General features: G+C 66.9%; 24 protein-coding genes. 7 read left to right on the forward strand and 17 right to left on the reverse strand.

Annotated features, from left to right (window positions below; all coding sequences use genetic code 11):
• Positions 1-290: 290 nt before the first annotated feature.
• The 11 genes from GIW57_RS11920 to GIW57_RS11970 form a co-directional block, all read right to left on the reverse strand.
• Positions 291-1,562 carry a glutamate-5-semialdehyde dehydrogenase gene (locus GIW57_RS11920; protein WP_236510990.1) on the reverse strand — a complete coding sequence of 424 codons (1,272 nt, stop codon included), beginning with the start codon at positions 1,560-1,562 and terminating at the stop codon, positions 291-293.
• Positions 1,559-2,716 carry a glutamate 5-kinase gene (gene proB, locus GIW57_RS11925; RefSeq protein WP_236510993.1) on the reverse strand — a complete coding sequence of 386 codons (1,158 nt, stop codon included), beginning with the start codon at positions 2,714-2,716 and terminating at the stop codon, positions 1,559-1,561. Before proB ends, GIW57_RS11920 begins: the two co-directional genes overlap by 4 nt.
• 10 nt (positions 2,717-2,726) lie before the next feature.
• The gene (locus GIW57_RS11930; RefSeq protein WP_100460695.1) at positions 2,727-2,990 is read right to left on the reverse strand and encodes a YciI family protein; all 264 of its coding nucleotides are present in this window, start codon (positions 2,988-2,990) and stop codon (positions 2,727-2,729) included.
• Positions 2,990-4,285, reverse strand: coding sequence for an argininosuccinate lyase (argH, locus tag GIW57_RS11935; RefSeq protein WP_033831569.1), 1,296 nt, complete (start codon positions 4,283-4,285; stop codon positions 2,990-2,992). Before argH ends, GIW57_RS11930 begins: the two co-directional genes overlap by 1 nt.
• Before the next feature lie 19 nt (positions 4,286-4,304).
• A complete protein-coding gene (argC, locus tag GIW57_RS11940; RefSeq protein WP_236510996.1) occupies positions 4,305-5,261 on the reverse strand; it encodes an N-acetyl-gamma-glutamyl-phosphate reductase in 957 nt (318 codons plus the stop codon).
• 10 nt (positions 5,262-5,271) lie between these two features.
• Complete coding sequence (locus tag GIW57_RS11945; protein WP_236510999.1) at positions 5,272-5,871, reverse strand: GNAT family protein; 600 nt, start codon at positions 5,869-5,871, stop codon at positions 5,272-5,274.
• A gap of 5 nt (positions 5,872-5,876) precedes the next feature.
• Positions 5,877-7,205 (reverse strand): acetylglutamate kinase, encoded by a 1,329-nt coding sequence (locus tag GIW57_RS11950; protein ID WP_236511001.1) that lies wholly within the window; start codon positions 7,203-7,205, stop codon positions 5,877-5,879.
• Positions 7,206-7,279: 74 nt separating this feature from the next.
• A complete protein-coding gene (locus GIW57_RS11955; RefSeq protein ID WP_236511004.1) occupies positions 7,280-8,368 on the reverse strand; it encodes an acetylornithine deacetylase in 1,089 nt (362 codons plus the stop codon).
• Positions 8,369-8,508: 140 nt separating this feature from the next.
• Positions 8,509-9,705: an argininosuccinate synthase gene (locus tag GIW57_RS11960; RefSeq protein ID WP_089236225.1), complete on the reverse strand. Its 1,197-nt coding sequence runs from the start codon at positions 9,703-9,705 to the stop codon at positions 8,509-8,511.
• A 60-nt stretch (positions 9,706-9,765) separates the two neighbouring features.
• Positions 9,766-10,776, reverse strand: a complete 1,011-nt coding sequence (locus tag GIW57_RS11965) for an N-acetylornithine carbamoyltransferase (protein ID WP_025876421.1) — start codon at positions 10,774-10,776, stop codon at positions 9,766-9,768.
• Positions 10,777-11,105: 329 nt separating this feature from the next.
• Entirely contained in the window at positions 11,106-11,669 is a 564-nt protein-coding gene (locus GIW57_RS11970) for a hypothetical protein (protein WP_100460707.1), read from the reverse strand.
• Between the two features lie 187 nt (positions 11,670-11,856).
• Here GIW57_RS11970 and cysS point away from each other — a divergent pair, with 187 nt between their 5' ends.
• The 3 genes from cysS to GIW57_RS11985 are packed head-to-tail and all read left to right on the forward strand — an operon-like array spanning position 11,857 to position 14,985.
• A complete protein-coding gene (gene cysS, locus GIW57_RS11975; protein WP_236511005.1) occupies positions 11,857-13,233 on the forward strand; it encodes a cysteine--tRNA ligase in 1,377 nt (458 codons plus the stop codon).
• 55 nt (positions 13,234-13,288) lie between these two features.
• Positions 13,289-13,741, forward strand: a complete 453-nt coding sequence (locus tag GIW57_RS11980) for a SufE family protein (RefSeq protein ID WP_089236228.1) — start codon at positions 13,289-13,291, stop codon at positions 13,739-13,741.
• On the forward strand, positions 13,738-14,985 hold the full coding sequence (locus GIW57_RS11985) for an MFS transporter (protein ID WP_236511008.1): 1,248 nt from the start codon (positions 13,738-13,740) through the stop codon (positions 14,983-14,985). The genes GIW57_RS11980 and GIW57_RS11985 overlap by 4 nt, the downstream gene beginning before the upstream one ends.
• A gap of 717 nt (positions 14,986-15,702) precedes the next feature.
• On the opposite strand, the gene dksA is transcribed toward GIW57_RS11985, so the two are convergent.
• Entirely contained in the window at positions 15,703-16,923 is a 1,221-nt protein-coding gene (gene dksA, locus GIW57_RS11990) for an RNA polymerase-binding protein DksA (RefSeq protein ID WP_236511011.1), read from the reverse strand.
• Positions 16,924-17,196: 273 nt separating this feature from the next.
• On the opposite strand from dksA, the gene yidD reads away from it, so the two are divergent.
• From yidD to GIW57_RS12005, 3 genes are read left to right on the forward strand one after another with little or no spacing between them, the layout of a single operon-like run.
• Complete coding sequence (yidD, locus tag GIW57_RS11995) at positions 17,197-17,451, forward strand: membrane protein insertion efficiency factor YidD (protein WP_014037867.1); 255 nt, start codon at positions 17,197-17,199, stop codon at positions 17,449-17,451.
• 1 nt (position 17,452) lies between these two features.
• Positions 17,453-18,799: a dihydroorotase gene (locus GIW57_RS12000; RefSeq protein WP_236511013.1), complete on the forward strand. Its 1,347-nt coding sequence runs from the start codon at positions 17,453-17,455 to the stop codon at positions 18,797-18,799.
• Positions 18,799-19,647, forward strand: coding sequence for a M23 family metallopeptidase (locus GIW57_RS12005; protein ID WP_236511016.1), 849 nt, complete (start codon positions 18,799-18,801; stop codon positions 19,645-19,647). Before GIW57_RS12000 ends, GIW57_RS12005 begins: the two co-directional genes overlap by 1 nt.
• Before the next feature lie 123 nt (positions 19,648-19,770).
• Here the strand turns inward: GIW57_RS12005 and GIW57_RS12010 are convergent, their stop codons facing one another.
• From GIW57_RS12010 to efp, 5 genes are all read right to left on the reverse strand, one after another.
• Entirely contained in the window at positions 19,771-20,475 is a 705-nt protein-coding gene (locus tag GIW57_RS12010) for a squalene/phytoene synthase family protein (RefSeq protein ID WP_236511019.1), read from the reverse strand.
• An 11-nt stretch (positions 20,476-20,486) separates the two neighbouring features.
• Entirely contained in the window at positions 20,487-21,182 is a 696-nt protein-coding gene (locus GIW57_RS12015; RefSeq protein WP_236511021.1) for a phosphoglycolate phosphatase, read from the reverse strand.
• On the reverse strand, positions 21,179-21,895 hold the full coding sequence (gene ubiG, locus GIW57_RS12020; RefSeq protein WP_033831579.1) for a bifunctional 2-polyprenyl-6-hydroxyphenol methylase/3-demethylubiquinol 3-O-methyltransferase UbiG: 717 nt from the start codon (positions 21,893-21,895) through the stop codon (positions 21,179-21,181). Before ubiG ends, GIW57_RS12015 begins: the two co-directional genes overlap by 4 nt.
• A 26-nt stretch (positions 21,896-21,921) precedes the next feature.
• Positions 21,922-23,265 (reverse strand): TRZ/ATZ family hydrolase, encoded by a 1,344-nt coding sequence (locus tag GIW57_RS12025; RefSeq protein ID WP_089236234.1) that lies wholly within the window; start codon positions 23,263-23,265, stop codon positions 21,922-21,924.
• 220 nt (positions 23,266-23,485) lie between these two features.
• A complete protein-coding gene (efp, locus tag GIW57_RS12030; RefSeq protein WP_006379771.1) occupies positions 23,486-24,052 on the reverse strand; it encodes an elongation factor P in 567 nt (188 codons plus the stop codon).
• A gap of 97 nt (positions 24,053-24,149) precedes the next feature.
• Between efp and epmB the strand changes: the two genes are divergently transcribed.
• Positions 24,150-25,190: an EF-P beta-lysylation protein EpmB gene (epmB, locus tag GIW57_RS12035; RefSeq protein WP_100460722.1), complete on the forward strand. Its 1,041-nt coding sequence runs from the start codon at positions 24,150-24,152 to the stop codon at positions 25,188-25,190.
• The last annotated feature ends 129 nt before the right edge of the window (positions 25,191-25,319 follow it).

The following is a 25,319-nucleotide window of genomic DNA, read 5'->3' on the forward strand; positions in this document are numbered from 1 at the left end:
GAATAGAAATTTAATGGATTTGTCGGGTGGGCTGGGAGATGTGTAAAAGAAACAGACAAACAGCAGCACAGTACGTCGTTCCGACAGCTCGCGGAAATCTGTCGAAGGCGGGGTGGGCCCGGTTGCGGGGGCGTGAGCGCCATGGATGGCGCGCCCAAGCCTACAGGGACGTACTTGCGGCGTCCCCCGCAACCGGACCCACCCCGCCATCCCACAGGAACCCGGCTTTTGCCGTCGCCGTTGCTTGCGCAGTGGCTTCTGCAGGTGCCGGGCGCAGCCCGGCCGTGAACCTACCTTCGGACCTGGCCTTCGCCACGCACCACGAAACGTTCGACCGTGAGCGCTTCCAGTCCCATCGGGCCATAGGCATGCAGGCGCGTGGTGGAGATCCCGATTTCGCTGCCGAGGCCAAGCTGGCCGCCATCGGAAAAACGTGAAGACGCGTTGACCATCACCACCGCCGAGCGCAACGCGTTGACGAAACGTTCGGCACTGGCTACGTCTTCGGTGGCGATCACTTCGGTATGGTCGGAGGTGTAGGTGCGGATGTGCGCGATCGCTGCGTCAAGATCGTCGACCACGCGGACCGCCAGTACCAGATCAAGGAACTCGGCGGCATAGTCATCCTCGCTGGCAGCAGTGCTTCCCGGCAGCAACGGCTGCGCGCGCGCGTCGGCACGCAGCTGCACGCCACGTTCGGCCAGCGCCTGCGCAGTACGCGGCAGGAAGTCTGCGGCAATGTCCTGGTGCACCAGCAGGGTTTCCAGTGAATTGCACGCGGACGGGCGACTGCACTTGCCATCCACCAGCAGATCGAGCGCTTTGGCAGGGTCGGCACTGGCATCCACGAACAGGTGGCAGACACCCTTGTAGTGCTTGATCACCGGTACCCGTGCGTGTTCTGCAACGAAGCGGATCAGGCCTTCGCCACCGCGCGGGATCGCCAGGTCGATCAGTTCATGCAGCTGCAGCAGTTCCAGCATGGCTTCGCGGCGCAGGTCGGTCAGCACCGTCACCGCGGCAGGGGGAACGCCGTTGGCCTTCAATGCAACGGCCAACGCCTGGGCGATGGCGGTGTTGGAATGGATGGCCTCCGAACCTCCACGCAGAATCACGCCGTTGCCCGCCTTCAGGCACAGCGCGGCGGCTTCGGCGGTCACGTTCGGGCGTGCTTCGTAGATCATCGCGATTACCCCCAGCGGCACGCGCACCTTCTGTACGCGGATTCCGTTCGGACGCACGTCGTCGCGGGTCACCTGCCCGACCGGGTCCGGCAGGCCCGCCACCTCACGCACCGCATCGGCCATTGCCAGCAGGCGTGCCGGGTCCAGCGCCAGGCGGTCGAGCATCGCGCTGCCCACGCCCTTGTCGCGGGCCGCGGCCAGGTCGCGCGCATTACCCGCAAGAATCTGCCCGGCATTGACCTCCAGCGCCTGCGCCATCGCCTGCAGCAGCGCCCTGCGGGCATCGCTGTCGAGGCCCGCGACCACCTGGGCTGCGTCACGGCAGGCGCGGGCCTGCGATTCGATCTCACTCATCGGGACATCCTGCAAGGGGTTCATGGCAGCACCAGATCGTCGCGATGGACGACGGTGCCGCCGTAGTTGTAGCCGAGCACGGTCTGGATATCGCGGGTGTGGTGGCCGGCAATGCGGCGCACGTCATCGGCGGCGTACTGGCTGACACCACGGGCCACGCAGACCCGGCCGGCTTCGGTGTTCCAGCACACCTGCACCATGTCACCTCGGCGGAACGCGCCATCGGCACCGGTGATGCCACCAGGCAGCAGCGAGGCGCCCTTCTCGCGCATCGCCTGCGCCGCGCCGGCGTCGATCAGGATCGCGCCTTCGGCCAGCGGCGCGTGCCGCAGCCAGTGCTTGCGGGCGGCCTCGCGGCTGCGCGCCGCATGGATGCGGGTGCCGAACAGGCGATCCTGTGACAGCGCGCGCACCACCTCGCCACTGCGGCCGTTGAACAGGTAGGTTTCAATGCCAACACGGCCGGCCTTGGCCGCGGCCTCCAGCTTGGTGCGCATGCCGCCGGTACCGGCGACTGAACCGGCACCACCGGCCATCGCCAGCACGGCATCATTCAACTCGGGCACGTCGTGCAGCGGCCGTGCATCGGCATGCGTGCGCGGGTCGGCACTGTAGAGGCCATCGATGTCGGTGGCGATGAACAGTGCATCGGCATCGACCAGCGCCGCTACGGTCGCAGCCAGGTTGTCGTTGTCGCCAAGCTTGAGTTCGTCCACCGATACAGTGTCGTTCTCGTTGACCACCGGCAATGCCCCCAGCCGCAGCAGCTCGTTGAGGGTGGCGCGTGCGTTGAGGTAACGGCGGCGGTTGCGCAGATCGTCATGGGTCAGCAGCACCTGCGCCACCGGGCGCTCGAAGAAGCGCTGCCACAGACCGATCAGCTGCGCCTGGCCAAGTGCCGCCAATGCCTGTCGCGCCGCCATCGCCGCACCAGGCTCATCGGCCCTGGGCAGGATCGCGCGACCGGCAGCCACCGCGCCGGAGGAGACGATGACCACTTCGCGCCCAGCCAGCACATTGGCCGAGACGAACTGGGCCAGGCCCAGCGCGTGACGCGGTGACAGGCCACCGCCATCGGCCGCGAGCAGGCTGCTGCCGACCTTGAGTACGGCACGCCGCCACGACGGCAGCGCTTGTTCGGGGAACGGCGATGCAACGGTGGCGGCGTGGACGGTCATCGGGGGCGCCTCAGCGGGTATTCCATTCGTGGACGCTCAGCGCCGATGCCTGCATCGTCACCAACGGATCGGTGGCGACGATGGCCTGTGCCTGCGCCAGGCTGTCGACGTTGCACAGCACATAGGCGCCGCCACTGCCATCGGCAAAGCCGCCGGTCAGCTGCAGCTTGCCTTCGGCCTGCAACGCATCGAGGAAGTCGCGGTGCGGTTGCACCACGGCGTCGGTGAAGCCGGGCTGGCGCATCGCCAGCACCAGGTAGACGGTGGCGGCCATCAGGACAGCGCCTGCCAGCGCGCGCGCAGTTCATCCAGGCGCAGGTCCGACGCCGAACCCGGCGATACACGCGCCGCCAGGCTGCCTTCCGGCGTACGCCCCTGCCCTGCGCTGTCGGCGCCGGCGGCAGCGGCCTTGTAGGCCTCGCGGAACGGCACGCCCGCGACCGCAGCTTCCACCGCTACGTCGGTGGCGTACATGCCCGAATCGATCGCCGCACGCAGCTTGTCATCGCGCCATTCCAGGTTGGCCAGCAGCGCCGGCAGCAGCTCCAGCGCGGCCAGGCCACGGCCGAAGCCGTGGAAGATCGCGCCCTTGGACGACTGCAGATCACGGTGGTAACCCGACGGCAGCGACAGCAACTGCTCGATCTCGGTACGTGCAGCGGCGACGCTGGCATGGGTCGCCCGCATCAGCTCGATCACGTCCGGATTGCGCTTGTTGGGCATGATCGAACTGCCGGTGGTGTACTGCGCCGGCAGCGCGACGAAACCGAATTCGGCGCTGGTGAACAGCGACAGGTCCCAGGCGATGCGGCGCAGGTCCAGGGTTGCGCCACCCAGCGCTTCCAGTGCGGCCAGTTCGAACTTGCCACGCGACAGCTGCGCGTAGATCGGCGAGATCTGCATGCGCGCAAAGCCGAGCGCAGCGGTGGTGTGTTCGCGATCCAGCGGCAGGTTCACGCCGTAACCGGCAGCGGTGCCGAGCGGATTGGCATCAACCAGTGCATGGGTATCGCGGGCACGCACAGCGTTGTCGATGAAAGCCTCGGCCCACCCAGCCCACCACATGCCTGCCGAGGACACCACGGCACGCTGGATGTGGGTGTAACCGGGAATCGGCAGATGCTGCTCGGCCTGCGCACGGTCGAGCGCCACCTTGGCCACTTCGGCACTGACCTGCGCGACGCGCTGCAGCTTCTCCTTCAACCACAACCGGGTCGCGACCAGGATCTGGTCGTTGCGGCTACGGCCGGTATGGATCTTGCGGCCTGCATCACCCAGGCGCTCGGTCAACCGTGCCTCGATGGCGGAATGGCCATCTTCATACTGCGTATCCAGCACGAAGCGGCCTTCGCGGAAGTCCTGCGCCAGCACCTCCAGTTCGCGCAGCAGGCCAGCGAGTTCATCGGCGCTGAGGATGCCGATGTGCTGCAGGCCCTGCGCGTGCGCGGCGCTGGCGGCGATGTCATGCAGGAAGAATTCGCGGTCGAGGATCACGTCGTCGCCGGCGAGGAAGGTCTGGATCTGGGCATCGACAGCGACGCCTGGCTTCTGCCAAAGAAGGTCTGCCATGGGGGGCTCCTGTGCGGTTTCAGTGCGGGATCGACGTCAGTTCGTCGATGCCCAGCGCGAGATTGAGGTTCTGCATGGCCTGGGTGGCCGCGCCCTTGAGCAGGTTGTCCAGGGTCGCCACCACCACCACCCGCTTGCCGCCCGGGGCCAGCGTGAAGCCGCCGACCTGGGCACCATGGCGGCCAGCGATGCGGCTCACCCACGGCGCCTCGTCCACGACCTCGATGAGTGCTTCACCGGCATAGGCCTGCTGGAAGCGCTCGACGATCTGCTCGCGGGTCTGCACACGGTTCAACCACAGGTTGGCGGTGAGAGTGATGCCACGGAAATGCGGCGCGACGTGCGGCATGAATTCGACGGCCACGCCGAGTTGCACGGACACCTCACGCTCGTGCACGTGGTTGGTCAGCGCGTACGGCATCAGGTTGTCGGCCAGCAGCTCGACATTGTTCTTGTCCGACGGCGAGGTGCCGGCACCGGAGTAGCCGGACACACCGAAGCACTGCGGCGGGCCCGCCAGCAGATCCCGCAGCGGATGGATCGCCAGCTGCATCGCGGTGGCATAGCAACCGGGATTGCTGATGTGCTTCTGGCCGTTGTAACGGTCGCGGGTAAGCTCGGGCAGACCGTAGTACCAGCTGTTGTCGAAACGGTAGTCGGCCGACAGGTCGACGATCACCGTGTCCGGCTTCGCCGTTTCCAGCGCCGTCACGAACGGAGCAGCCAGGCCGTTGGGCAGCGCCAGGATCACCGCATCCACGCCCTTGGCGGCAACGGCATCGGCGTCGAGATTCTCGAACTGCAGTTCACCCTGCCATTGCGGGTAGTGGTCGGACACGCGCTGCCCGGCCAGTTCGCGCGAGGAGACGAAGCCCAGCTGCAGGTTCGGATGCGCGGCCACCAGCCGGATCAGCTCGGCGCCGGTATGGCCGCGGGCGCCGACGATGCCGACGGTGAACGAGGAGGAAGTGCTCATGCGTGCGTGCTCATGCGTGCGAGTCGAGGCGGTGCTGCAGGTGGCGTTTCACGCCCTGCCATTCCGCGTCGATGATGGAGAAGATGACGGTGTCGCGCGGCGTGCCGTCGGGATGGCGACGGTGATTGCGCAGCACGCCATCCTGCTTGGCGCCCAGGCGTGCGATCGCGGTGCGCGAGGTGAAGTTGAACCAGCTGGTTTCAAACACCACGCTCAGGCATTCCAGTCGCTCGAAGGCATGGCTGAGCAGCATCAGCTTGGTTTCGGTGTTGACCCCGGTGCGCTGCACCGACTCGCCATACCAGGTGTAGCCGATGCTGAGCCGCGGCACGTCCGCCTGCAGGTCGTAGTAGCGGGTGGTGCCGACGATATGGTCGTTGGCATCGAACACCACGAACGGCAGCACCTTGCCCTCGGCCTGCGCCTGCAGCGCGGCCTGCACATAGCTGGTCATGGTCTTCGCATCGGGCACCTGCGTATACCAGAGCTTCGACAACGCACCGTCACCCAACGCACCGCGCAGGCCGTCGATATGACTCATCTGCAGCGGTTCCAGCCGCGCATGCGTGCCGGTCAGCGTGGGTACCCGGGTCCAGTCTGCGTGGTTCATCGCGCTCAGCCCTCCAGGCTCGGTGCACGCACGGCACAATGGTCGACATAGGTCCTGATCCGGTCGATGCCATCGGCACCGTACCAGAACACCTTCCAATGGCCCTGCTTGTAGCAGCCATCGGATTCGGCGTAGTAGAAATGGTTGATCGGGTTGCCGTTGCGCGAGCGCCAGAACAGCTGCGGGGTTTCCTCGCGCATCACGTTCCAGACCGCGCGGCCAAGGCCTTCGCCCTGCGCATCGTCGAGCACGGCAAACTTGTCCAGGTACACGCCCTCGGCCTCATCGGTGAGGATCACCGCCGTGCGGTAATTCTCGCTGACATAGGCGCGCAGCAGCGTGGTCTTCTCGAAATAGTCCGCCACCAGGGTACGACCGAAACTGGATTCGATCAGGCCCTTCAGGCGCGGCAGGTCCAGCTCGCTCCAGGCGGTTGCACGCAGCACTTTCTCGCCCTTCCGCACCAGCGTGCCCGAGCCCTTGTGGGTGAACAGTTCCTTGGCCAGGTCGGCCGGACGGGTGATCGACACCGACGATTCCAGCGGCAGCCGGTCCAGCAGGGACTTGATCTGTTCGATCTTCACCTTCATGCCACCGTGGATCCACGGCTGTGCGATCAGGTGGTCGTACTCGGTGGACAGGTTGATCGAATCGATCACGCTGCCCTCTTCGTCCAGCAGGCCGCCGGTACCGGTCAGGAAGATGATCTTGTACGGCTGCAGTTCCTGCACCAGTTCGTTGGCGGCGAAGTCGGCATTGACGTTGAGGATCTGCCCACCGGCGGTCTCGCCCAGGCTGGTGATGACCGGAATCGAGCCTGCGCGCAGGCTGGCTTCGATCGGTGCCAGGTTGACCTTCTTCACCTCGCCGACCAGGCCGTAGGTATCCAGGCCCAGGTACTCCGCCTCGAACACGCCACCGGTGATGGAAGTGGCGCGCGCGCCGTTCTGCTGCAGGGCTTCGACCAGGCGCAGGTTGGATTGCTGGAACACCCGGCGCACGATCGCCAGCGCTTCCGGCGAGGTCACCCGCAGGCCGTTGACCGTCTGCTTTTCAATGCCGGCGGCCGACAGTTCCGCATCCAGCTGCGGGCCGGCGCCATGCAGCACGATCGGAGTCAGGCCGACTTCCTGCAGGAACGACAGCGAGGAGGTCAGCGCGTCGAGATCGTCGCGCAGCACTGCGCCGCCGACCTTGACCACGGCAAAGCGCTTGGCGTCCAGCTGCGAAAAGCGCTTGAGGTATTGGCTGATCTCCTTCGCGCTGGCCATGCTCGAGAGCAGGCGCACGATGGTCTGGCGGGTCTGGCGGTGGGGCTGGAGGGCAGGAGACATTTCGGTTTCGTCACAGGCGGCGGTCGCCGCGTTGCAGTTCCGCCGCGCAGGTGCGCAGCGGCGTTGTGGGTCGATCAGGCGCCGGCGGCGATGATCCGGTGTACCGCGTCGGTGTAGCGCTGCAACTGCTCCAGCGTCACGAACTCGTCGGCGGTATGGGCCTGGGCGATGTCGCCCGGGCCGAACACCATCGTGGTGTAGCCAGCGGCCGAGAACAGCGACGCCTCGGTCCAGAAGTCCACCGCGTTGCCGATCGGCAGCTCCAGCGCGTCGGCCACGTCGCGCGCCAGCAGGCGGCGGTTCTCGGCTTCGGCGATATCGCCGGCCGGCAGGCTGGGGCCACGGAAGGTTTCGGTGAACACCGCCGCTTCCGGTTCGGCGAAGCCGGCAAAGGTCGCCAGCAGCGCATCGATATCCATCGACGGCAGCGGCCGGAAACCAAAGCGCACTTCCGCCGCCGGCGCGATCATGTTGGCCTTGATGCCACCTTCAACGCGGCCGATGTTGAAGCGCAGGCCGGTCAATCCGCCGAAGCGTGCCGAGGCCAGCGATTCGACATGGTCCAGCGCGCGGTTGCCCCAGCGCATCGCCTGATGCAGCGCGCTGGCGGCCGCATCCTGCTTGCCCGACGCGTGGCCGGCACGGCCGGCGAACTGCATCAGCACCGAACTGATGCCACGGTGCGCGAGCACCGCTTCACTCATGGTCGGTTCGGCCACCAGCACCGCTTCGTACTTGATGCCCCGGGCCAGGAACGCGGCGATGCAGCGCGGATCGTTGGCCTCTTCATCGCTGGAGAACAGGAACGCCGCATCGCCATCACTGGCATTGGCCGCAGCTACCAGCGCAGCGGCCGCGCCCTTGATGTCACACACACCGAGGCCGACCACGCGGTCGTCCAGGCGGCGCATCACGTGCGGGTCGGCACTCCAGTGCGGCGAGTCCGGCACGGTGTCCAGGTGCACGTTGAACAGGTACTTCGGCGTACCGCGCACGGCATACAGGCTGACCGCGCCGGCGCCATGGTCGATCACCTCGACATTGAACCCGGGCAGGTTGTCGCGCAGGTAGTCGAAGATGCCACCGGTGGTGATCGCACGCGGCGGGTTGCGGGTGTCGAAGGACACCAGCGCCTGCAGGTGATCGAGCGTCTGTTCAAGCATGAATCAACAATCCTGTGGATTTCCGCCGGGCATGGCCCGGCGCTACCGGAACGCGTCTGGAGGAGAGCCCCCTTCTTGTTGAAGGGGGCGCGCCAACGGCGCGGGGTTAAGGAGGAATGCGCGGGCAGGTCGATCGCGGCTCAGCCGCGGTTGACCTGCGCATACAACGTCGAGCTCATGCCGAACAGCTTGATGAAGCCTTCGGCCTCCTCCACGCCCCAGTCAGCCGACTGCGCATACGTGGCGCCCTTGGTGTTGAGCAGGTGCGGCGACTTCACCGCAACGGCGTCGACGCGGCCGCCACGGGTTTCCAGCACCACTTCGCCGTTGACCTTGGCCTGCGAGGACTTCAGGAAGGCTTCGATATCGGTCTTCAGCGGGTCGTGATAGAAGCCTTCGTACACCAGCTCCACCCACTTGCGCGCCACGTCCGGCTTGAAGCGGTTCTGCTGCTTGGTCAGCACCGCATCTTCCAGCGCGCGGTGCGCGGCCAGCAGCGAGACCAGGCCCGGTGCCTCGAACACGATGCGGCCCTTCAGGCCGATCACGGTGTCGCCGGTGTACACGCCACGGCCGACGCCATAGGGGGCGAACAGCTTGTTGAGCTGGGCCAGGATCTGCTCGCCCGGCAGTGCCTTGCCGTTGAGCTCCACGGCTTCGCCTTCGACAAACTTCAGGGTGACGGTCAGCGGTGCTTCCGGCCATTCGCTGCGCGGTGCGCACCAGCCACGGGCGCCCTCGCCCGGTGCTTCCCAACGATCGATCTCGCCGCCGGACATGGTCAGGCCCAGCAGATTCTCGTTGATGGTGTAGGCCTGCTGCTTGGCGCGCACGCCGAAGCCACGCTCTTCCAGGTACTTCTGCTCGTAGGCGCGGGTCTGGGTGTGTTCCTTCTGGATCTCGCGGATCGGCGCGATGATCTGGTAGTCACCCAGGGCCTTCACTGCCAGGTCGAAACGCACCTGGTCGTTGCCCATGCCGGTGCAGCCGTGGGCGATGATGTTGGTGCCCAGTTCGGCGGCGCGCTTGAGCGCGGCATCGACGATCAGGTAACGGTCCGACACCAGCAGCGGGTACTGGCCCTGGTAGCCCTCACCTGCCCACACGAACGGTTTGACGAAGCCGGACCAGATGGCCGGACCGCCATCGACGGTCTGGTGGCTGGTGACACCCAGTTCGGCGGCACGCTTCTCGATGAAATCGCGCTCTTCGTCATCCACACCGCCGGTATCGGCGAACACGGTATGCACGTTGTAACCGCGCTCCTGCAGGTACGGCACGCAGAAGCTGGTATCAAGGCCGCCGGAGAAGGCGAGAACGACGTCTTTGTTGCTCATGGGGGGTATGTCCTGGTAGCACCGGGCCATGCCCGGCGGAAATGTTCGAATGGAAAAGAATCAGCGGCCGGCAACAGCGGCCATGATCGCCTTCTGCACATGCAGGCGATTCTCGGCCTCGTTGATGGCGATGCACTGCGGCGAATCCATCACGCCGTCGGTCGCCTTCACGTTGCGGCGCAGCGGCAGGCAGTGGCTGAACACACCGTTGTTGGTCAGCGCCATCTTCCGCTCGTCGACGATGAAGTGCTTGAACTGGTCGCGGATCGGCTTCTCCGGCTCCCAGTTGCCGAAGAACGGCAGCGCGCCCCAGCTCTTGGCATAGACCACGTCGGCACCGGCATAGGCGCTGTCGATGTCATGGCTGATCTTCAGCGAACCGCCGCTCTCGGCCACGTTCTGCTCGGCCCAGCCCATGTAGCGCTCGTCGAGGATGTAGTCGGCGGTCGGGCACAGCAGCGTCACGTCCATGCCCATGCGGGTGGCGATGGTCAGCGCCGAGTTGGCCACGGCGGTGTTCAGCGGCTTGGGGTGGTAGGTCCAGGTCAGCACGTACTTCTTGCCGCGCAGGTCCTGGGTACCGAAATGCTCCTGCAGGGCCATCACGTGCGCCAGTTCCTGGCACGGGTGGGTGATGGTCTCCATGTTGATCACCGGCACCGGCGAGTACCTGGCGAAACTCTCGAGCACGACGTCCTGGCGGTCGTAGGCCCAGTCGACGAACTTCGGGAACGCGCGCACGGCGATGATGTCGCAGTAACGGCCGAGCACCTTGGCCACTTCAGCGATGTGCTCTTCGGTATCGCCATCCATCACCGTGCCGAGGTTGAACTCGATCGGCCATGCATCCTTGCCCGGCTGCAGCACCACTGCGTGGGCACCGAGCTGGAACGCGCCCAGCTCGAAACTGGTGCGGGTACGCATGGACGGATTGAAGAACACCAGCGCGATCGACTTGCCCTTGAGCTGGTCGCCGAGCTTGTTGCGCTTGAACAGCGCAGCCTGGGTCAGCAGCGCGTCAAGTTCGCTGCGGCTCCAGTCCTGGGTGTTCAGGAAGTGCTTGGGGGACATCATCATTCCTTGCATGAGCGGCGCCGGTGGCCGACGCGGTGGAAGGTGGAAGGGAAAACCGGGAACCAAGGTGATACGAAAAGGTTGCAGATGAAGCTTTCAGAACGCGGAAACGAAAAAACCCAGCCGGCGGGCTGGGTTTTTTTCGGACGAACAGCAGAAAGCTCCGGATTACCCAGCGAGAATGTGGGGTTCCGGTCGACGGGCACGCGACGTCATGCCAGTGGCCTGGCGGGCGGCGCTGCTGTCGTGCTGGAAGTCGGTGAGCTTCATTGGTCGGCAATCTTTACATGCGGCCGGGGCCGGCGCAAGAGGCCAGCGTCGCAGAATCAGGGGGTGCCGGCGGCAGCCTGCTCCGGGCCCACCCAAGGGGTGATCGAAACCCGGATCTTCAGCCGGTTGCCAGGGTCTTCCGGCAGCCGTGAACGGTACTTGGTGCCCTTGTAGACGTAATCCACGTCATAGGCGATGGGGCGGCGGAACTCGCGCCCGACAGGGACGATTCGACAGTCCCGGGTCAGCATCGGGCCCGTGTTGGCCGGCGCCGGGGCGGGGGTTTCCGCCGGAAGCTCTTCCACCCCCTCCTCGTCGCTGCGCTTGAACATCGAGCGTACCGAATCCCACAGGCGGCCGATGCGGCCCTTGTCCTCGACCGGCTCCTCGCCGGTGACATTGACCGGGGCCAGGGTGCGGGTCGAGACCGGCTCGCAGTGCTCCTCGGTACGGGTTGCGCGCAGGGTCTGGAACACCGGCTCCACGTTGAGCACCTGGGCGTAGTCGAACTTCACGTTCTCCACGATCACCACCCGGTTGCGGGGCTCGGCCTCCTGGGCCAGGACCACGGCAGGCAGCGCCGACAGGCAGGCCAGGGTCAGCAACGCGGTGGTTTTCATTGGCGAAGGGAGCAGGGACACGGCAATAGTGTAGGCAGTGGTGACCGCAAGGGGCTGAACATTACCCGTCCGCGCCGTTCCTGCCCACCCCACCCCGGCCGCCGGTGACGTCCACCGGTGGCAACGGTCCCCCCAAAGGGGCCCGACACGTTCTAAAATCACAGGCTTGTCCCCCAGTCACAGACCCATGACCCTGCGCCTGCACAACAACCTGACTCGCCAGCTCGAACCGTTCACCCCGCTCGACCCGGCCTGTCCGACCCTGTATGTGTGCGGCCCGACGGTCTACAACTACGTGCACATCGGCAACGCCCGTGGGCCGGTGGTGTTCGGGGTGCTGGCCGACCTGCTGCGGCGGCGCTTCGGTGCCCTGCGCTACGCCCGCAACATCACCGACGTGGACGACAAGATCAACACCGCCGCGCGCGAGCAGGGGGTGCCGATCAGCACCATCACCGACCGTTTCGCCGCCGCCTACCGTGAAGACATGGCCGCGCTGGGCGTGGTGCCGCCGGACATCGAGCCGGAAGTGACCGCGCACATGGCGCAGATCATCACCATGATCGAGCAGCTGGTCAGCAGCGGGCATGCCTACGCCGCCGAGGGCCATGTGCTGTTCGCCGTCGGCAGTTTCGAGGGCTACGGCAAGCTGTCACGCCGCGACCCGGACGAAATGCTGGCCGGCGCCCGTGTCGAGGTTGCTCCCTACAAGCGCGCGCCTGGCGACTTCGTGCTGTGGAAGCCGTCCGGCGACGACCTGCCGGGCTGGGAATCGCCATGGGGCCGCGGCCGTCCGGGCTGGCATATCGAATGCTCGGCGATGGCCGCCGCACACCTGGGCGAGACCATCGACATCCATGCCGGGGGCGTCGACCTGCAGTTCCCGCACCACGAAAACGAGATCGCGCAGAGCGAGTGCGCGCACGGCGGCAAGGTGTTCGCGCGCTTCTGGCTGCACAACGGCATGCTCAACTTCGGCGGCGCCAAGATGAGCAAGTCGATCGGCAACATCGAGCGCGTCCACGACCTGGTGCGTAAACACGCCCCCGAGGCATTGCGCCTGGCCTTGCTGTCGGCCCACTACCGGCAGCCGCTGGACTGGTCCGACGCGCTGATCGAACAGTCCGGCCGCACCCTCGACCGCCTGTACGGCACCCTGCGCGAGCTGGCCGATGTGGCCGCCACGGCAGTGATCCCGGCAGTCATCGAAGCGGCATTGGATGACGATCTCAATACGCCGCAGGCGCTGGCCGAAGTGGCCCGTATCGCCGGCGAAGCGCGCCGCGCCACCGATCCCAGCGAACGCGCACGCCTGAAGAGCGAACTGCTCGGCGCGGGTCTCGCCCTCGGCCTGCTGCAGGCCGACCCGGCGCAGTGGTTCGGCAACGCCGCTGGCGACAGCGACGACGACGCGCGCATCCAGGGCTTGATCGACGAACGTGCGGCAGCCAAGCAGGCGCGCGACTTCGCCCGTTCCGACGCCATCCGCGACCAGCTGGCCGCCGAAGGCATCGTGCTGGAAGACACCCCGCAGGGCGTGCGCTGGTCGCGCAAGCGCGGCTGACCTGCCCTGCCCCGTGGCCGGCCCCACCGGCCACGCCCCCAATGTAGAGACTGTTGTGATCGACTCCCCGTTCCCGCTTGAACCCACCGCCGCCGAGGCACAGACGGCCATCGCCGAGGAATTCGGTTTCTTCGGCGACTGGTCCGAGCGCTACCAGTACCTGATCGACCTCGGCCGCAAGCTGCCCGCCTTCCCCGAAGAATGGAAAACCGAAGAGCACCGCCTGCTCGGTTGCCAGTCGATGGTCTGGATCGTGCCGGAAGGCAATACGCAGTCGCTGCGTTTCCACGCCATCAGTGATTCGGCCATCGTCTCCGGCCTGATCTTCCTGGCGCTGCGGGTGTACTCCGGGCGCACCGCGCAGGAGATCCTGGCCACCGAACCCAGCTATATCCAGGATATCGGCCTGTCCCGCCATCTGTCGCCGACCCGCAGCAACGGCGTGGCGGCGATGCTGGCCTTCATCCGTGAGACCGCGCAGGCCCAGCTGCAGCGCGATCCGTCGTGAGCGACCCTGCCACAGCCGAAGACACCGCGCTGGGCCTGCTGTCCCGGCCCGGTTTCGCCCGGCTGCTGGCGTACCGCATCTTCGCGATGCTGTCCTACCAGGTGGTCGCGGTCACCGTCGGTTGGCACATCTACGAAGTCACCCGCAATCCGTTCTCGCTGGGCCTGATCGGCCTGGCCGAGGTGCTGCCGTTCTTCTGCGTGGCGCCGTTCGCCGGCTATCTGGTGGATCATCTGCCGCGCCGCAAGCTGGGCATGGTCGCCTGTTCCGGACTGATCGCCACCGCGCTGGTGCTGACCAGCGTGGCCAAGGGCTGGCTGCCGGTTGATGGCGTGTGGCCGATCTACGCAGCCATCGCGCTGACCGGCATGGTCCGCGCCTTCCTGTCGCCGATCTACAACGCGCTGTTCGCCCGCGTGTTGCCACGTGAACATTTCGCCCGTGGCGCCGGCCTCGGCGCCGTGGTGTTCCAGACCGGCATGATCGCCGGCCCGGCACTGGGTGGGGTGCTGGTCGGCTTCGGTGGCAAGGGCCTGTCCTATGCGGTGGCCACGGCCTTCGCGCTGGTGGCGATGGGCTGCCTGGCCACGCTGAAGGTGGAAGAACCGGTGCATGCCGGCCCCGCCGCCCCGATCTTCAAGAGCATCGCCGAAGGCGCGCGCTTCGTGGTCGGCAACCGGATCATGGTCGGTGCCATGGCGCTGGACATGTTCTCGGTACTGCTGGGCGGCGTGGTGGCGATGCTGCCGGCGTTCCTGCACGAGATCCTGCACCACGGCCCGGAGGGACTGGGCATCCTGCGCGCGGCCCCGGCAGTGGGTTCGGTGTGCGTCGGCCTGTGGCTGGCGCGCCACCCGCTGCACCGCAATGCTGGTCGCGTGCTGCTGTTCGCCGTGGCCGGCTTCGGCCTGTGCGTGATCGGCTTCGGCCTGTCCCAGCACTTCTGGCTGTCGGCGTTGATCCTGCTGTTCTACGGCGCCTTCGACGGCGTGTCGGTGGTGATCCGCTCCACCATCCTGCAGCTGGCAACGCCGGAAGAGATGCGCGGCCGGGTATCGTCGATCAACGGCATCTTCATCAGCTCGTCCAACGAACTGGGCGCGTTCTATGCCGGCACGATGGCCAGGGTTCTGGGGCTGGTACCGGCAGTGGTGCTGGGCGGGTTCGCGGTGCTGAGCGTGGCCGGGATCACCGCGTGGAAGAACCCGACGCTGCGGAAATTGAATCTGCGTGATCTGCAGTAGCGTCGGCTCGTCGTTTCCGCGACAGCGGGTTTACGTGCGCCGACGCACTGGTAGCGCCGGGCCATGCCCGGCGGCCCTTTTCCGCGACCGCGGCGGGGTGTCACTTTCTTTGCGCGCGCACCGTGCTGCAGGAGCAGCACGGAACGGCATAGCCGGCCCGCAGGGTGGAGCACATGGATGTGCGCCATCAAGAAAGTAACCAAAGAAACGCGCCGCCATCCGCGAGCCGGCGCTGCGCACCGGTGCCCTGCGCTCCTCGGTGAATCAGGGGACGGCGCCGAACTCGCTGCGCTCAAACAGCGACGCCTCTTCGCCCCTGATTCCCCTGCGGTGCTCGGCTCGCTACAAGGCGGACCCAATAGCCGCGAGCGCACGCATGACCGCTCCTGGTAGAGCCAAGCCATGCTTGGCTGCTCTCGCTCTTGCTCCTGCTCTTCCCTGCCCTCCGGCTTCGGCCTGAGCCGAGCGTGGGCTCGGCTCTACAGCGGCCGCACTCGGGAACCGTCTGGAGCGGGCGGGTCACCCGGGCCAGGACCGTTCGCGCCATGGATGGCGCGACCGAGCCCCCAGGGATGGGTTTACGGCGTGTCCTGGCCCGGGTGACCCGCCCGCTCGCTCACGGAACAACCAAGGCGCTGCTCTACACAGCCAACTCGAACCCAACAAAAAAACCCGGCCGAAGCCGGGCTTTTCGCATGACATCACAACGAACCGGAATCAGTCGCCCTGCTGCTTCTGCAGGTGCTCCCAACGCTCCTGGGCGTCGATGGTGCGCTCGGCGGTCAGGCGCGCTTCGAGGCGCTCCAGGCCGATTTCTTCACCGGTGTCCACGCAGTAGCCGTAGTCGCCCGCTTCCAGGCGCTTGAGGGTGCTGTCGATCTTGCCGATCAGCTTGCGGTAACGGTCACGGGTGCGCAGTTCCAGCGAGTTCTCGGTCTCGCGGGTCGCGCGCTCGGCTTCATCGCCGATGTCACGCACTTCCTCACGCAGGTTCTCGATGGTCTGCTTGGACTCTTCCACCAGATCGGCGCGCCAGTTCTGCAGGCGCTGGCGGAAGTACTCCTGCTGCAGCGGGCTCATGTACTCCTCGTCCGAGGCCGGCTTGTAGCCTGCGGGCAGGATCGGGCGGCCAGTGGCCTCGTCGGTCTTGTATTCGACGACCTTGTACTTGCTGCGCGGCGCAGGTGCCGACGAACGGGCGGCGACGGCCACAGCGACCTTGCCCACGGGGCGGGTCACGGTCTTCGGAGCGGAATCGGATTTCACGGCGGTTTTAGCAGGCGATTTCGAAACGGGCACGGGATTCTTGGATTGCGGGGCGGTCGATGCTGCAGAAGCGGCGGCGGTGGCCGGCTTGGGGGCCGGTTTGGCTGCTGCCACTGCCGCGGTCTTGGCCGGGACAGACTTGGCCGGGGCCGGCTTCGCAGCTGGCTTCGGTGCGGACTTCACTACAGGGGCCGGCGTCGGCTTGGCAGCCGGCGGGGCGACATTCTTGGCGGTCTTGGCGGCAGGTGCCGGCTTGGCAGGCGCCACCTTCTTTGCTGCCGGCTTCGCAGCAGGCGCGGCGGCAACCTTCTTCACCACCGCCTTCGGCGCCGGCTTGGCTGCTGCCTTCTTCGGTGCCGGCTTGGCAGCGGCCTTCTTCACCGGTGCAGCCTTGCTGGCAACCTTCTTCACCGCCGGTGCCTTCTTGCTGGCAGCGACAGGTTTGGCCTTGACCGGCGCAGCGGGTTTCTTCGCCACTGCCGGCTTGCCGGACTTGGCCGGCGCTTTCTTTGCGGTGGCCTTCCTGGCCGCCGGTTGTGAGGATGCCGCCTTGGTCACCGGCTTGCTGGCCGGCTTCTTGGCAACGGGCTTGGCCGCCAACTTCTTCACAACAGGCTTGGCGGTTTTCTTGGCGGCCTTGACGGCCTTCTTTGCAGTTTTTTTAGCAGCCACGAAACGCTCTTCCTTGGATTCCCCGGGGCCCGGGAAAGCGGGCCTTTATAGCCTACCCGACCCGCAGCAGCAACCTCGGGGGCCCGCTCCATTCAGTCCAGGAGTCAACGGGTCCAAGGCGCGGTCCGACGAACACGGACCGCCTTGCGCGGTACGGAACCTGTCCGGCACCTGGAGGGGTGCCGATAGCGGTCGCAGGCCATCTACGACATGCGACCAACGGCCCATCCTGCACAAATGCGGCCTTCATGCCAACTGGCTTAAGATGACTGAGTGATCTCGCGCCTGCTCATCGCCCTGCTGCGCTTCTACAAGCGCTTCATCAGCCCGCTGCTGGGGCCTCGCTGCCGTTTCGTGCCGAGCTGCTCTGAATACGCCATGGACGCCATCTCCCGGCACGGCCCGCTGCGTGGCAGCTGGCTGGCGGCGCGACGGCTGGGCCGCTGCCACCCGTTCCATCCCGGCGGCTTCGATCCAGTGCCCGAATCTCCCAACGCCCCTTCTTGCCGTTGCACAGGAAAACACTGACATGTCCTCCACGCTCATCACCAACGCCCGCCTGGTCAACGAAGGCCGCACCTTCGAAGGCGACCTGCGCATCGAGAACGACCGCATCGCGCAGATCGGCAAAGGGTTGACCCCGCGTGATGGCGAACAGGTGGTGGATGCGGCCGGGCGCTGGCTGCTGCCCGGGATGATCGACGACCAGGTGCACTTCCGCGAACCGGGCCTGACCCACAAGGGCGACATCGCCAGCGAGTCGGCCGCGGCCGTGGCCGGTGGCCTGACCAGCTTCATGGACATGCCCAACACCAACCCGCCGACGCTCGACTCGACCATTCTTGAAGCCAAGTACGAGCTGGCGCGCGGCCGTGCCTGGGCCAACTACGGGTTCTACCACGGGGCCAGCAACGACAACCTGGAGGCCATCCGCGCGCTCGACCCGAAGAAGGCGCCGGGCGTGAAGGTGTTCATGGGTGCTTCCACCGGCAACATGCTGGTCGACAACCCGGAAACCCTGGACGCGATCTTCCGCGAGTGCCCGACCCCGATCATCACGCACTGCGAAGACACGCCGATGATCGATGCCAACCTGAAGGCCTTCCAGGAAAAGTACGGCGACGCGCTGACCCCGGAGATGCACCCGGACATCCGTTCGCGCGAAGCGTGCATCAAGTCGACGCGGCTGGCCATGTCGCTGGCGCGCAAGCACGGCACCCGCCTGCACGTGCTGCACATCTCCACCGCCGACGAACTGGCGCTGTTCGAGAAGGGCCCGCTGATCCGTGCCGACGGCAGCCGCAAGCAGATCACCGCCGAGACCTGCGTGCACTTCCTGCACTTCGCCCGCCCGGACTACGCCACCAAGGGCAACCTGATCAAGTGCAACCCGGCGATCAAGGACGTGGCCGATCGCGAGGCGATCACCGCCGCGTTGGCTGACGACGTGCTGGATGTCCTGGCCACCGACCACGCCCCGCACACCTGGGAAGAGAAGCAGAAGCCCTATGCGCAGGCGCCGTCCGGCCTGCCGCTGGTGCAGTACGCGCTGGTCGCCGCGCTGGAACGCGTGCACGAAGGCAAGCTGACCCGCGAGCAGGTGGTGCAGAAATTCGCCCATGCTCCCGCCCAGCTGTTCGACGTGGAAGAGCGTGGCTTCCTGCGCGAAGGCTACTTCGCCGACCTGGTACTGGTGGAAGACGTGCCGTTCACGGTCAAGCGCGAGGACGTGCTGTCCAAGTGCGGCTGGTCGCCGTTCGAAGGCACCACGTTCCAATCGCGCATCGCCTCCACCTGGGTCAACGGCCAGCTGGTGTGGGACGGCAGTTCGCTGGTGGGCGAACCCGCCGGCCAGCGCATGACCTACGACCGCTGATGCGTTCGGCACTCATGTTCGGGGCGCTGCTGCTGGTAGCACCCCTGTTCTCCGCACCGGCGGCACAGGCGCAGGACGGCATCGGCGACCTGATCGACAGCCGCGTGGTGTTCCCGGCCAGCGCGTCGCAGGGCGCGCTGGTGATCGGCAAGGTTCCCGCCGGCAGCAGCGTGCGCTTTGCAGGCCGCGACCTGCGCGTGAGCAGCTACGGCAGCGTGGTGTTCGGCATCGGTCGCGATGAGAAGGGCCCGCTGCAGGTGCAGATCCGCCGACCGGATGGCAGCAGCGAGACGACCACCATCACCGTGACCCCGCGCGACTGGCCCACCGAGCGGGTCAATGGCGTGCCGCCGAAGACGGTCAATCCGCCGCCGGCCATCGCCGAACGGATCAAGCGCGAACAGGCGCAGGTCACTGCCGCGCGTGCGCGCGACGACAACCGCACCGATTTCACCCAGACCTTCATCTGGCCGGTGCAGGGTCGCATCAGCGGCCGCTTCGGCAATGCGCGCGTCTACAACGGCCAGCCCGGTGCCGGTCACTCCGGCATGGACATCGCGGTGCCGACCGGTACCCCTGTGAAAGCACCGGCCGCCGGTGTGGTGACGTTCGCGGGCCCGGATCTGTACCTGACCGGCGGCACCCTGCTGCTCGACCATGGCTTCGGCGTCAGTTCGAACTTCCTGCACCTGTCGCGCATCGACGTGAAGGTCGGTGATCGCGTCGAACAGGGCCAGGTGATCGCCGCCGTCGGCGCCACCGGCCGCGCGACCGGCCCGCATCTGCACTGGGGCATGAACTGGTTCGACACCCGCATCGACCCGCTGCTGGTGCTGGAACGGAAGTAACGCGCGCAGCTTCCCCGCCGGGCATGGCCCGGCGCTACCGCGGGACGGATCGTTTATCGCGCATGGGCCGTGCGATGAATTGGTAGCGTCGGGCCATGCCCGGCGAGCGCAGCGGCCAGTCGTTCAGCCGCGCGCGGCCCACCACACACGCAACAGCGTGCGCACGGGCGTCGCTTCGACCGGCTTGCCGGCGGCCTGCGCCGCCAGGCGGGCACGCGCCAGGCTCGACCACACGCGGCGCGCACGCGGACCGGGCACGCGGCTGCCCCACCCTTTCAGCAGCTGCTGCGCCCAACGCTGTGCTGCGTTGCCGGCATCCTCGTCCAGCAGGCTGCGCGGCACGCCGGCCACGCCAGCGTCCTGCAAGCGCTGGGCCAGGGTCTGCAGCAGCACCGCATGACCGGCGCCCTTGCGCGGCGTGTCGGCAAACACCACCGCCTCAACCGCAGCCACTGCTTCGGCATAGTTGCCCAGCGCACGCTCGGCACCGGCAGCGTCCAGCGCCACGGTGCGCGCCTCGACCAGATCCGGCAGCGCCTCGGCCAGCTGCGCCCACGGTGCCCGCACCGGCTCCAGCACACGCCCCAGCGGATGACGCGAACGTTGCGCGGCCCAGCTGCGCAGTTCCTCGCCCCACCAGGCCAGCTTGGCGTCGGCCGGCAGCGGGTCGCCACTGGTGTTGAGCATGTCGTCGAATTCCTGCAGCAGCGCGAACCATGCCAGCGCGACAGGGCGCTGCGGTTCGGCCACGAACGGCTCAGCCACCGACCATTCCGGCCAGCGGCTGCGCCACTTGTCGAGGAAACTATCCAGCGCGGTACTGCTCACTACGTTGTTCCTTACGGCTGGGCCGGGGTCGCCGGCCGGGTCGGCCAGAGGCTGGCCAGTTGCAGGAGTTCGGCGTTCTCGACCAGCACATCGGCCTGCCAGGCCAGCGGATCGTCGCTGTGCAGGCGGTAGCCCCACAGTGCCGCCACCGACGGCATGCCGGCGGCACGCGCGGCGATGATGTCGCGCTCATCGTCGCCGACATACACGCAGTCTTCCGCTGCGATGCCGATCAGCTGCGCGGCGTGCAGCAGCGGCAACGGATGCGGCTTGCGCTCGGCCAGGGTGTCACCACCGACCAGCACCGCGCAACGCTGCTGCCAGCCGTACTGCGGCACGATCAGCCGCGCCAGGTACTCGGGCTTGTTGGTGACGATGCCCCACACGGTACCGGCCGCGTCCAGCGCCTCGAGCATGCCGGCGACGCCATCGAACAGCACGGCGTGCCGGCCGATCGAGGCTTCGTAGCGCTGCAGGAACTCGGGAATCAGCGCATCGCGCTCGGCCGCGTCCAGTTCTGGAAACGCGGCCGACACCATCGCCCGCGAGCCCTTCGACACCACCGGACGCAACTGCGCCGGATCGATCGGTGCGCGACCGCGCTCGGCCAGCATCGCATCAAGCGTCGCGACGAAGTCCGGCGCACTGTCGAGCAGAGTGCCGTCCAGGTCGAACAGCACTGCACGCGGGAACGCCGCGGCGGTCACGGCGCCTTGACCGCGTGGGCCAGGTAGTTGATGTCTGTGCGGCTGCTCAAGCGGGCGCGGTTGCGCCACGGTTCATAGGCCATGCCGCTGACATCGGCCAGCTGCAGGTCGGCCTCGCGCAGCCAGCGCGCCAGCTCGGCCGGCTTGATGAATTCCTGGTAGTGGTGGGTGCCCTTGGGCAGCAGCCGCGCCACGTACTCGGCACCGACAATGGCCACTGCAAAGGCCGCAGCCGTGCGGTTGATGGTGGACAGGAACAGGTGGCCGCCCGGCTTCAGCAGGCGCTTGCAGGCCTCGATGATCGCGCCCGGATCGGGCACGTGCTCGAGCATTTCCATGCAGGTCACCACGTCGAAGCTGCCCGGCTGTTCGGCGGCAAGGTCTTCGGCGGCCTGTACCCGGTAGTCGACGCTGACACCACTTTCCAGTGCATGCAGGCGCGCGACCTTGACCAGCTCCGGCGCCAGGTCGATGGCGGTCACCTCGGCACCGGCCTGGGCCAGCGCTTCACTCAGCAGCCCGCCACCGCAACCGATGTCGAGCACGCGCGCACCACGCAGCGGCGCGCGGTCGGCAACGTACTGCAGGCGCACCGGATTCAGCGCGTGCAGCGGCTTCTGCGGGCCATCAGCGTCCCACCAGCGGTTGGCCAGGGCAGCGAACTTGTCCAGCTCGGCCTGATCGAAATTGGAAGAAGCGTGGGGGGCAGTCATGACGGTTGTCCTTGCGGCGCCTGTGCTCAGGCGCGGATATGACGGATGCGCTCGCGCCACTGGCGCGCGTTGGCGATGATGCCCGGCAGGTCCATGCCGACCAGCTCACGCTGCACCAGCTTGGGCTTGCCGGCGATCCAGACATCGCTGACCTGCTGGCGGCCGGTGGCGTACACCAGCTGCGACAGCACGTTGTGCAGCGGCTGGGTCTCCAGCGCGGACAGGTCGACGCAGACCAGATCGGCCTGTTTGCCGACCTCGATCGAGCCTATGCGCTCGCCAAAGCCGAGCGCGCGGGCGCCACCCAGCGTGGACGCGCGCAACGTGGTCGCCGCGTCCAGCGCGGTGGCATCGTCGGCCACGGCCTTGGCCAGGATCGCCGCGGTGCGGTTCTCGCTGAACATGTCCAGGTCGTTGTTGCTGGCGCAGCCATCGGTACCGATGGCCAGGTTCACGCCTGCGCGCTGCAGGGCGCAGGCCGGGCAGAAACCGGAGGCCAGTTTCAGGTTCGATTCCGGGCAATGCACCACGCTGACGCCACGCTCGGCGCACAGGTGGATTTCAGCCTCGGTCAGCTGGGTCATGTGCACCGCGATCAGGCGGTCGTTGACCAGGCCGAGGCGATCCAGCCGCGCCAGCGGGCGCTGGCCGTGCAGCTTGATCGAATCGGTGATTTCCTGCGCGGTTTCATGGGTATGCAGATGCACCTGCATGTCCAGCTGGTCGGACAGCATCCGCACCCGCTCGAAATTGGCATCGTTGACCGTGTACGGCGCATGCGGCGCGAACGCGGTGCCGATCAGCGGATCGGTGCGCCACTGGTCGTGCAGCTCACCGGCCTTGGCGAAGTACTCGTCATCGGTCTTGGCCCAGGCAGTGGGGAAATCGATGATCACCGCGCCGACCAGCGCGCGGAAACCGTGCTTCTTGTAGACGGCGGCCTGCACGTCACCGAAGAAATAATTCTCGTTGGCGCAGGTGGTGCCGCCACGCAGCATCTCGGCGATGGCAAGGGTGGTGCCATCAGCCACGAATTCGGGGCCGATCACCGCCGCTTCCACCGGCCAGATGTGCTGCTGCAGCCAGGTCATCAGCGGCAGGTCGTCGGCGACGCCGCGCAGCAGGGTCATCGGGTTGTGCGTATGGGCGTTGACCAGGCCCGGCATCAGCGCGGCCTCGGGGCGGCTGACAACCTGGGTGGCGCGGAAGCGCGCACGCGCTTCGGCACGCGGCAGGATGGCCACGATCTCGCTGCCACGCACGGCGACGGCATGGTCTTCCAGCACCACCGCATGCGGCTCGATCGGAACGACATAACCGGCTTCGATCAGCAGATCGCAGGCTTCGGGGAGGTGCGGGCTATCGCTCATGCGGGCTCACTGGCTATGGGGGAAGGACCGTACGTAGCCTTGGCTCCGACCTGGCGACTGATCACCGGTCAAACGGCTACCGCTGGGCTTCTGGAAGGCAAGCCCCCTGAGTCAGGGGCGGCCGCGAAGCGGCGGGGTGTGGGTGCTGGTGAGCGGGGGCCCACGATCCGCATGGCGGATCGTGGGAGCGCCAGCGCGAATGCGCCGGCGCGTACCCGGATTACTTGACGCGCGAGGAATACTCGCCCGAACGGGTGTCGACCTTGATGATTTCATCCTGGTTGACGAACAGCGGCACGCGCACCACGGCACCGGTTTCCAGGGTGGCCGGCTTGCCGCCGCCGCCCGAGGTGTCGCCACGGACGCCCGGGTCGGTCTCGGTGATCTTCAGTTCGACGAAGTTCGGCGGCTGCACGAAGATCGGGGAGCCATTGAACAGGGTGACGATGCAGGACTCTTCACCCTTCAGCCACTTCTCGGCGCCGCCCATGCCGGCCTTGTCGGCCTGCACCTGCTCGAAGGTTTCCGGGTCCATGAAGTGCCAGTACTCGCCGTCGCTGTACATGTAGTCCATGTTGGTATCGACCACATCGGCCACTTCCACGTCGTCGGTCGCCTTCATGGTCATTTCGACCGTGCGGCCCGACTTGATGAAGCGATAGCGCACGCGGGTGAAGGCCTGGCCCTTGCCCGGCTTGATGAACTCGGTCTCGGAGATGACGGCCGGTTCATTGTTGACCAGGATCTTCATCCCGTTCTTGACATCGTTCATGCCCGCAGTGGCCATGCTCAAGCTCCTCAAATGGCGAAACCGCCGCGCGTGCGGCGAGCCGGATAGAATGGAAAGCCCACCGGAACCCCGGCGGGCAACTGTTTATGTGTCCATGATAACCGCAGGCCCCCTCTCCATGCAGCTTTCCGCCTTCCCCCGGACCCAGTCGCCAGCCGCGCCCGCGCGCTGGCAGCAGCTGTGGCGGCAGGCCCTGCGCGACCCGCAGGCGCTGCTGGCCCGGCTGGATCTGGATGCCGCGGCACTGGGTGTATCCGAGGCCGCCATCGCCCAGTTCGCGCTGCGCGTGCCGGAGGGTTTCGTCGCGCGCATGCGCCGTGGCGATGCCCACGATCCGCTGCTGCGGCAGGTGCTGCCGATCGACGCCGAGATGCGCCCGGCCCCCGGGTTCAGCTTCGATGCGGTGGGCGACGGTGCAGCAAAGAAGGCCACCGGGGTCATCCAGAAGTACCGCGGCCGCGCCCTGCTGGTGGCCACCGGCAGCTGCGCGATCAACTGCCGCTACTGTTTCCGCCGGCATTTCGACTATGGCGCCGAAAACGCCGCCAAGGGGGGATGGCAGGAGGCGGTGGAAGCCATCGCCGCAGACCCGGACATCGATGAGGTGATCCTGTCCGGCGGCGACCCATTGTCGCTGGCGACCCACAAGTTGGCCGAGCTGACCGATGCACTGCGTGGCATCGCGCACATCCGCCGGCTGCGCATCCATACGCGCCTGCCGATCGTGCTGCCCGAGCGGGTCGATGACGAGCTGCTGGCCTGGCTGGGCAGCCTGCCCTGGCCGCTGGCCATCGTGGTCCACGCCAACCACGCCAATGAATTCGACGCCAGCGTCGATACCGCGATGGCCCGCCTGCGCGGCATCGGCGCCCAGCTGCTGAACCAGGCGGTGCTGCTGCGTGGGGTCAACGACAGCGTGCAGGCGCTGCAGGACCTGAGCGAGCGCAGCTTCGCCGCCGGCGTGCTGCCCTATTACCTGCACCAGTTGGATAGGGTCGAGGGCGTGGCCCACTTCGAAGTGGAGGATGTCCAGGCCAAGGCCCTGATTGCCGGGCTCACTGCTCGGCTGTCTGGCTACCTGGTACCCAAGCTGGTCCGCGAACTGCCCGGCGACCCGAGCAAGCGCCCGGTGTAACAGTAGATCCACGCCATGCGTGGATGTTTCTGCCAGGAAAGCCCATCCACGCATGGCGTGGATCTACCCAGCCTGCCCATCCACGCATGGCGTGGATCTACCCAGCCTGCCCATCCACGCATGGCGTGG

The organism is Stenotrophomonas sp. PA-6-5C (assembly GCF_021605635.1).
Taxonomy (GTDB): Bacteria; Pseudomonadota; Gammaproteobacteria; order Xanthomonadales; family Xanthomonadaceae; genus Stenotrophomonas; species Stenotrophomonas lactitubi.

Coding starts and splice junctions, on each gene's coding strand:
- GIW57_RS11920 (WP_236510990.1), bottom strand. CDS start 1,562: ATGAACCCCTTGCAGGATGTCCCGATGAGTGAGATCGAATCGCAGGCC.
- proB (WP_236510993.1), bottom strand. CDS start 2,716: ATGACCGTCCACGCCGCCACCGTTGCATCGCCGTTCCCCGAACAAGCG.
- GIW57_RS11930 (WP_100460695.1), bottom strand. CDS start 2,990: ATGGCCGCCACCGTCTACCTGGTGCTGGCGATGCGCCAGCCCGGCTTC.
- argH (WP_033831569.1), bottom strand. CDS start 4,285: ATGGCAGACCTTCTTTGGCAGAAGCCAGGCGTCGCTGTCGATGCCCAG.
- argC (WP_236510996.1), bottom strand. CDS start 5,261: ATGAGCACTTCCTCCTCGTTCACCGTCGGCATCGTCGGCGCCCGCGGC.
- GIW57_RS11945 (WP_236510999.1), bottom strand. CDS start 5,871: ATGAACCACGCAGACTGGACCCGGGTACCCACGCTGACCGGCACGCAT.
- GIW57_RS11950 (WP_236511001.1), bottom strand. CDS start 7,205: ATGTCTCCTGCCCTCCAGCCCCACCGCCAGACCCGCCAGACCATCGTG.
- GIW57_RS11955 (WP_236511004.1), bottom strand. CDS start 8,368: ATGCTTGAACAGACGCTCGATCACCTGCAGGCGCTGGTGTCCTTCGAC.
- GIW57_RS11960 (WP_089236225.1), bottom strand. CDS start 9,705: ATGAGCAACAAAGACGTCGTTCTCGCCTTCTCCGGCGGCCTTGATACC.
- GIW57_RS11965 (WP_025876421.1), bottom strand. CDS start 10,776: ATGTCCCCCAAGCACTTCCTGAACACCCAGGACTGGAGCCGCAGCGAA.
- GIW57_RS11970 (WP_100460707.1), bottom strand. CDS start 11,669: ATGAAAACCACCGCGTTGCTGACCCTGGCCTGCCTGTCGGCGCTGCCT.
- cysS (WP_236511005.1), top strand. CDS start 11,857: ATGACCCTGCGCCTGCACAACAACCTGACTCGCCAGCTCGAACCGTTC.
- GIW57_RS12000 (WP_236511013.1), top strand. CDS start 17,453: ATGTCCTCCACGCTCATCACCAACGCCCGCCTGGTCAACGAAGGCCGC.
- GIW57_RS12005 (WP_236511016.1), top strand. CDS start 18,799: ATGCGTTCGGCACTCATGTTCGGGGCGCTGCTGCTGGTAGCACCCCTG.
- ubiG (WP_033831579.1), bottom strand. CDS start 21,895: ATGACTGCCCCCCACGCTTCTTCCAATTTCGATCAGGCCGAGCTGGAC.
- GIW57_RS12025 (WP_089236234.1), bottom strand. CDS start 23,265: ATGAGCGATAGCCCGCACCTCCCCGAAGCCTGCGATCTGCTGATCGAA.
- efp (WP_006379771.1), bottom strand. CDS start 24,052: ATGGCCACTGCGGGCATGAACGATGTCAAGAACGGGATGAAGATCCTG.
- epmB (WP_100460722.1), top strand. CDS start 24,150: ATGATAACCGCAGGCCCCCTCTCCATGCAGCTTTCCGCCTTCCCCCGG.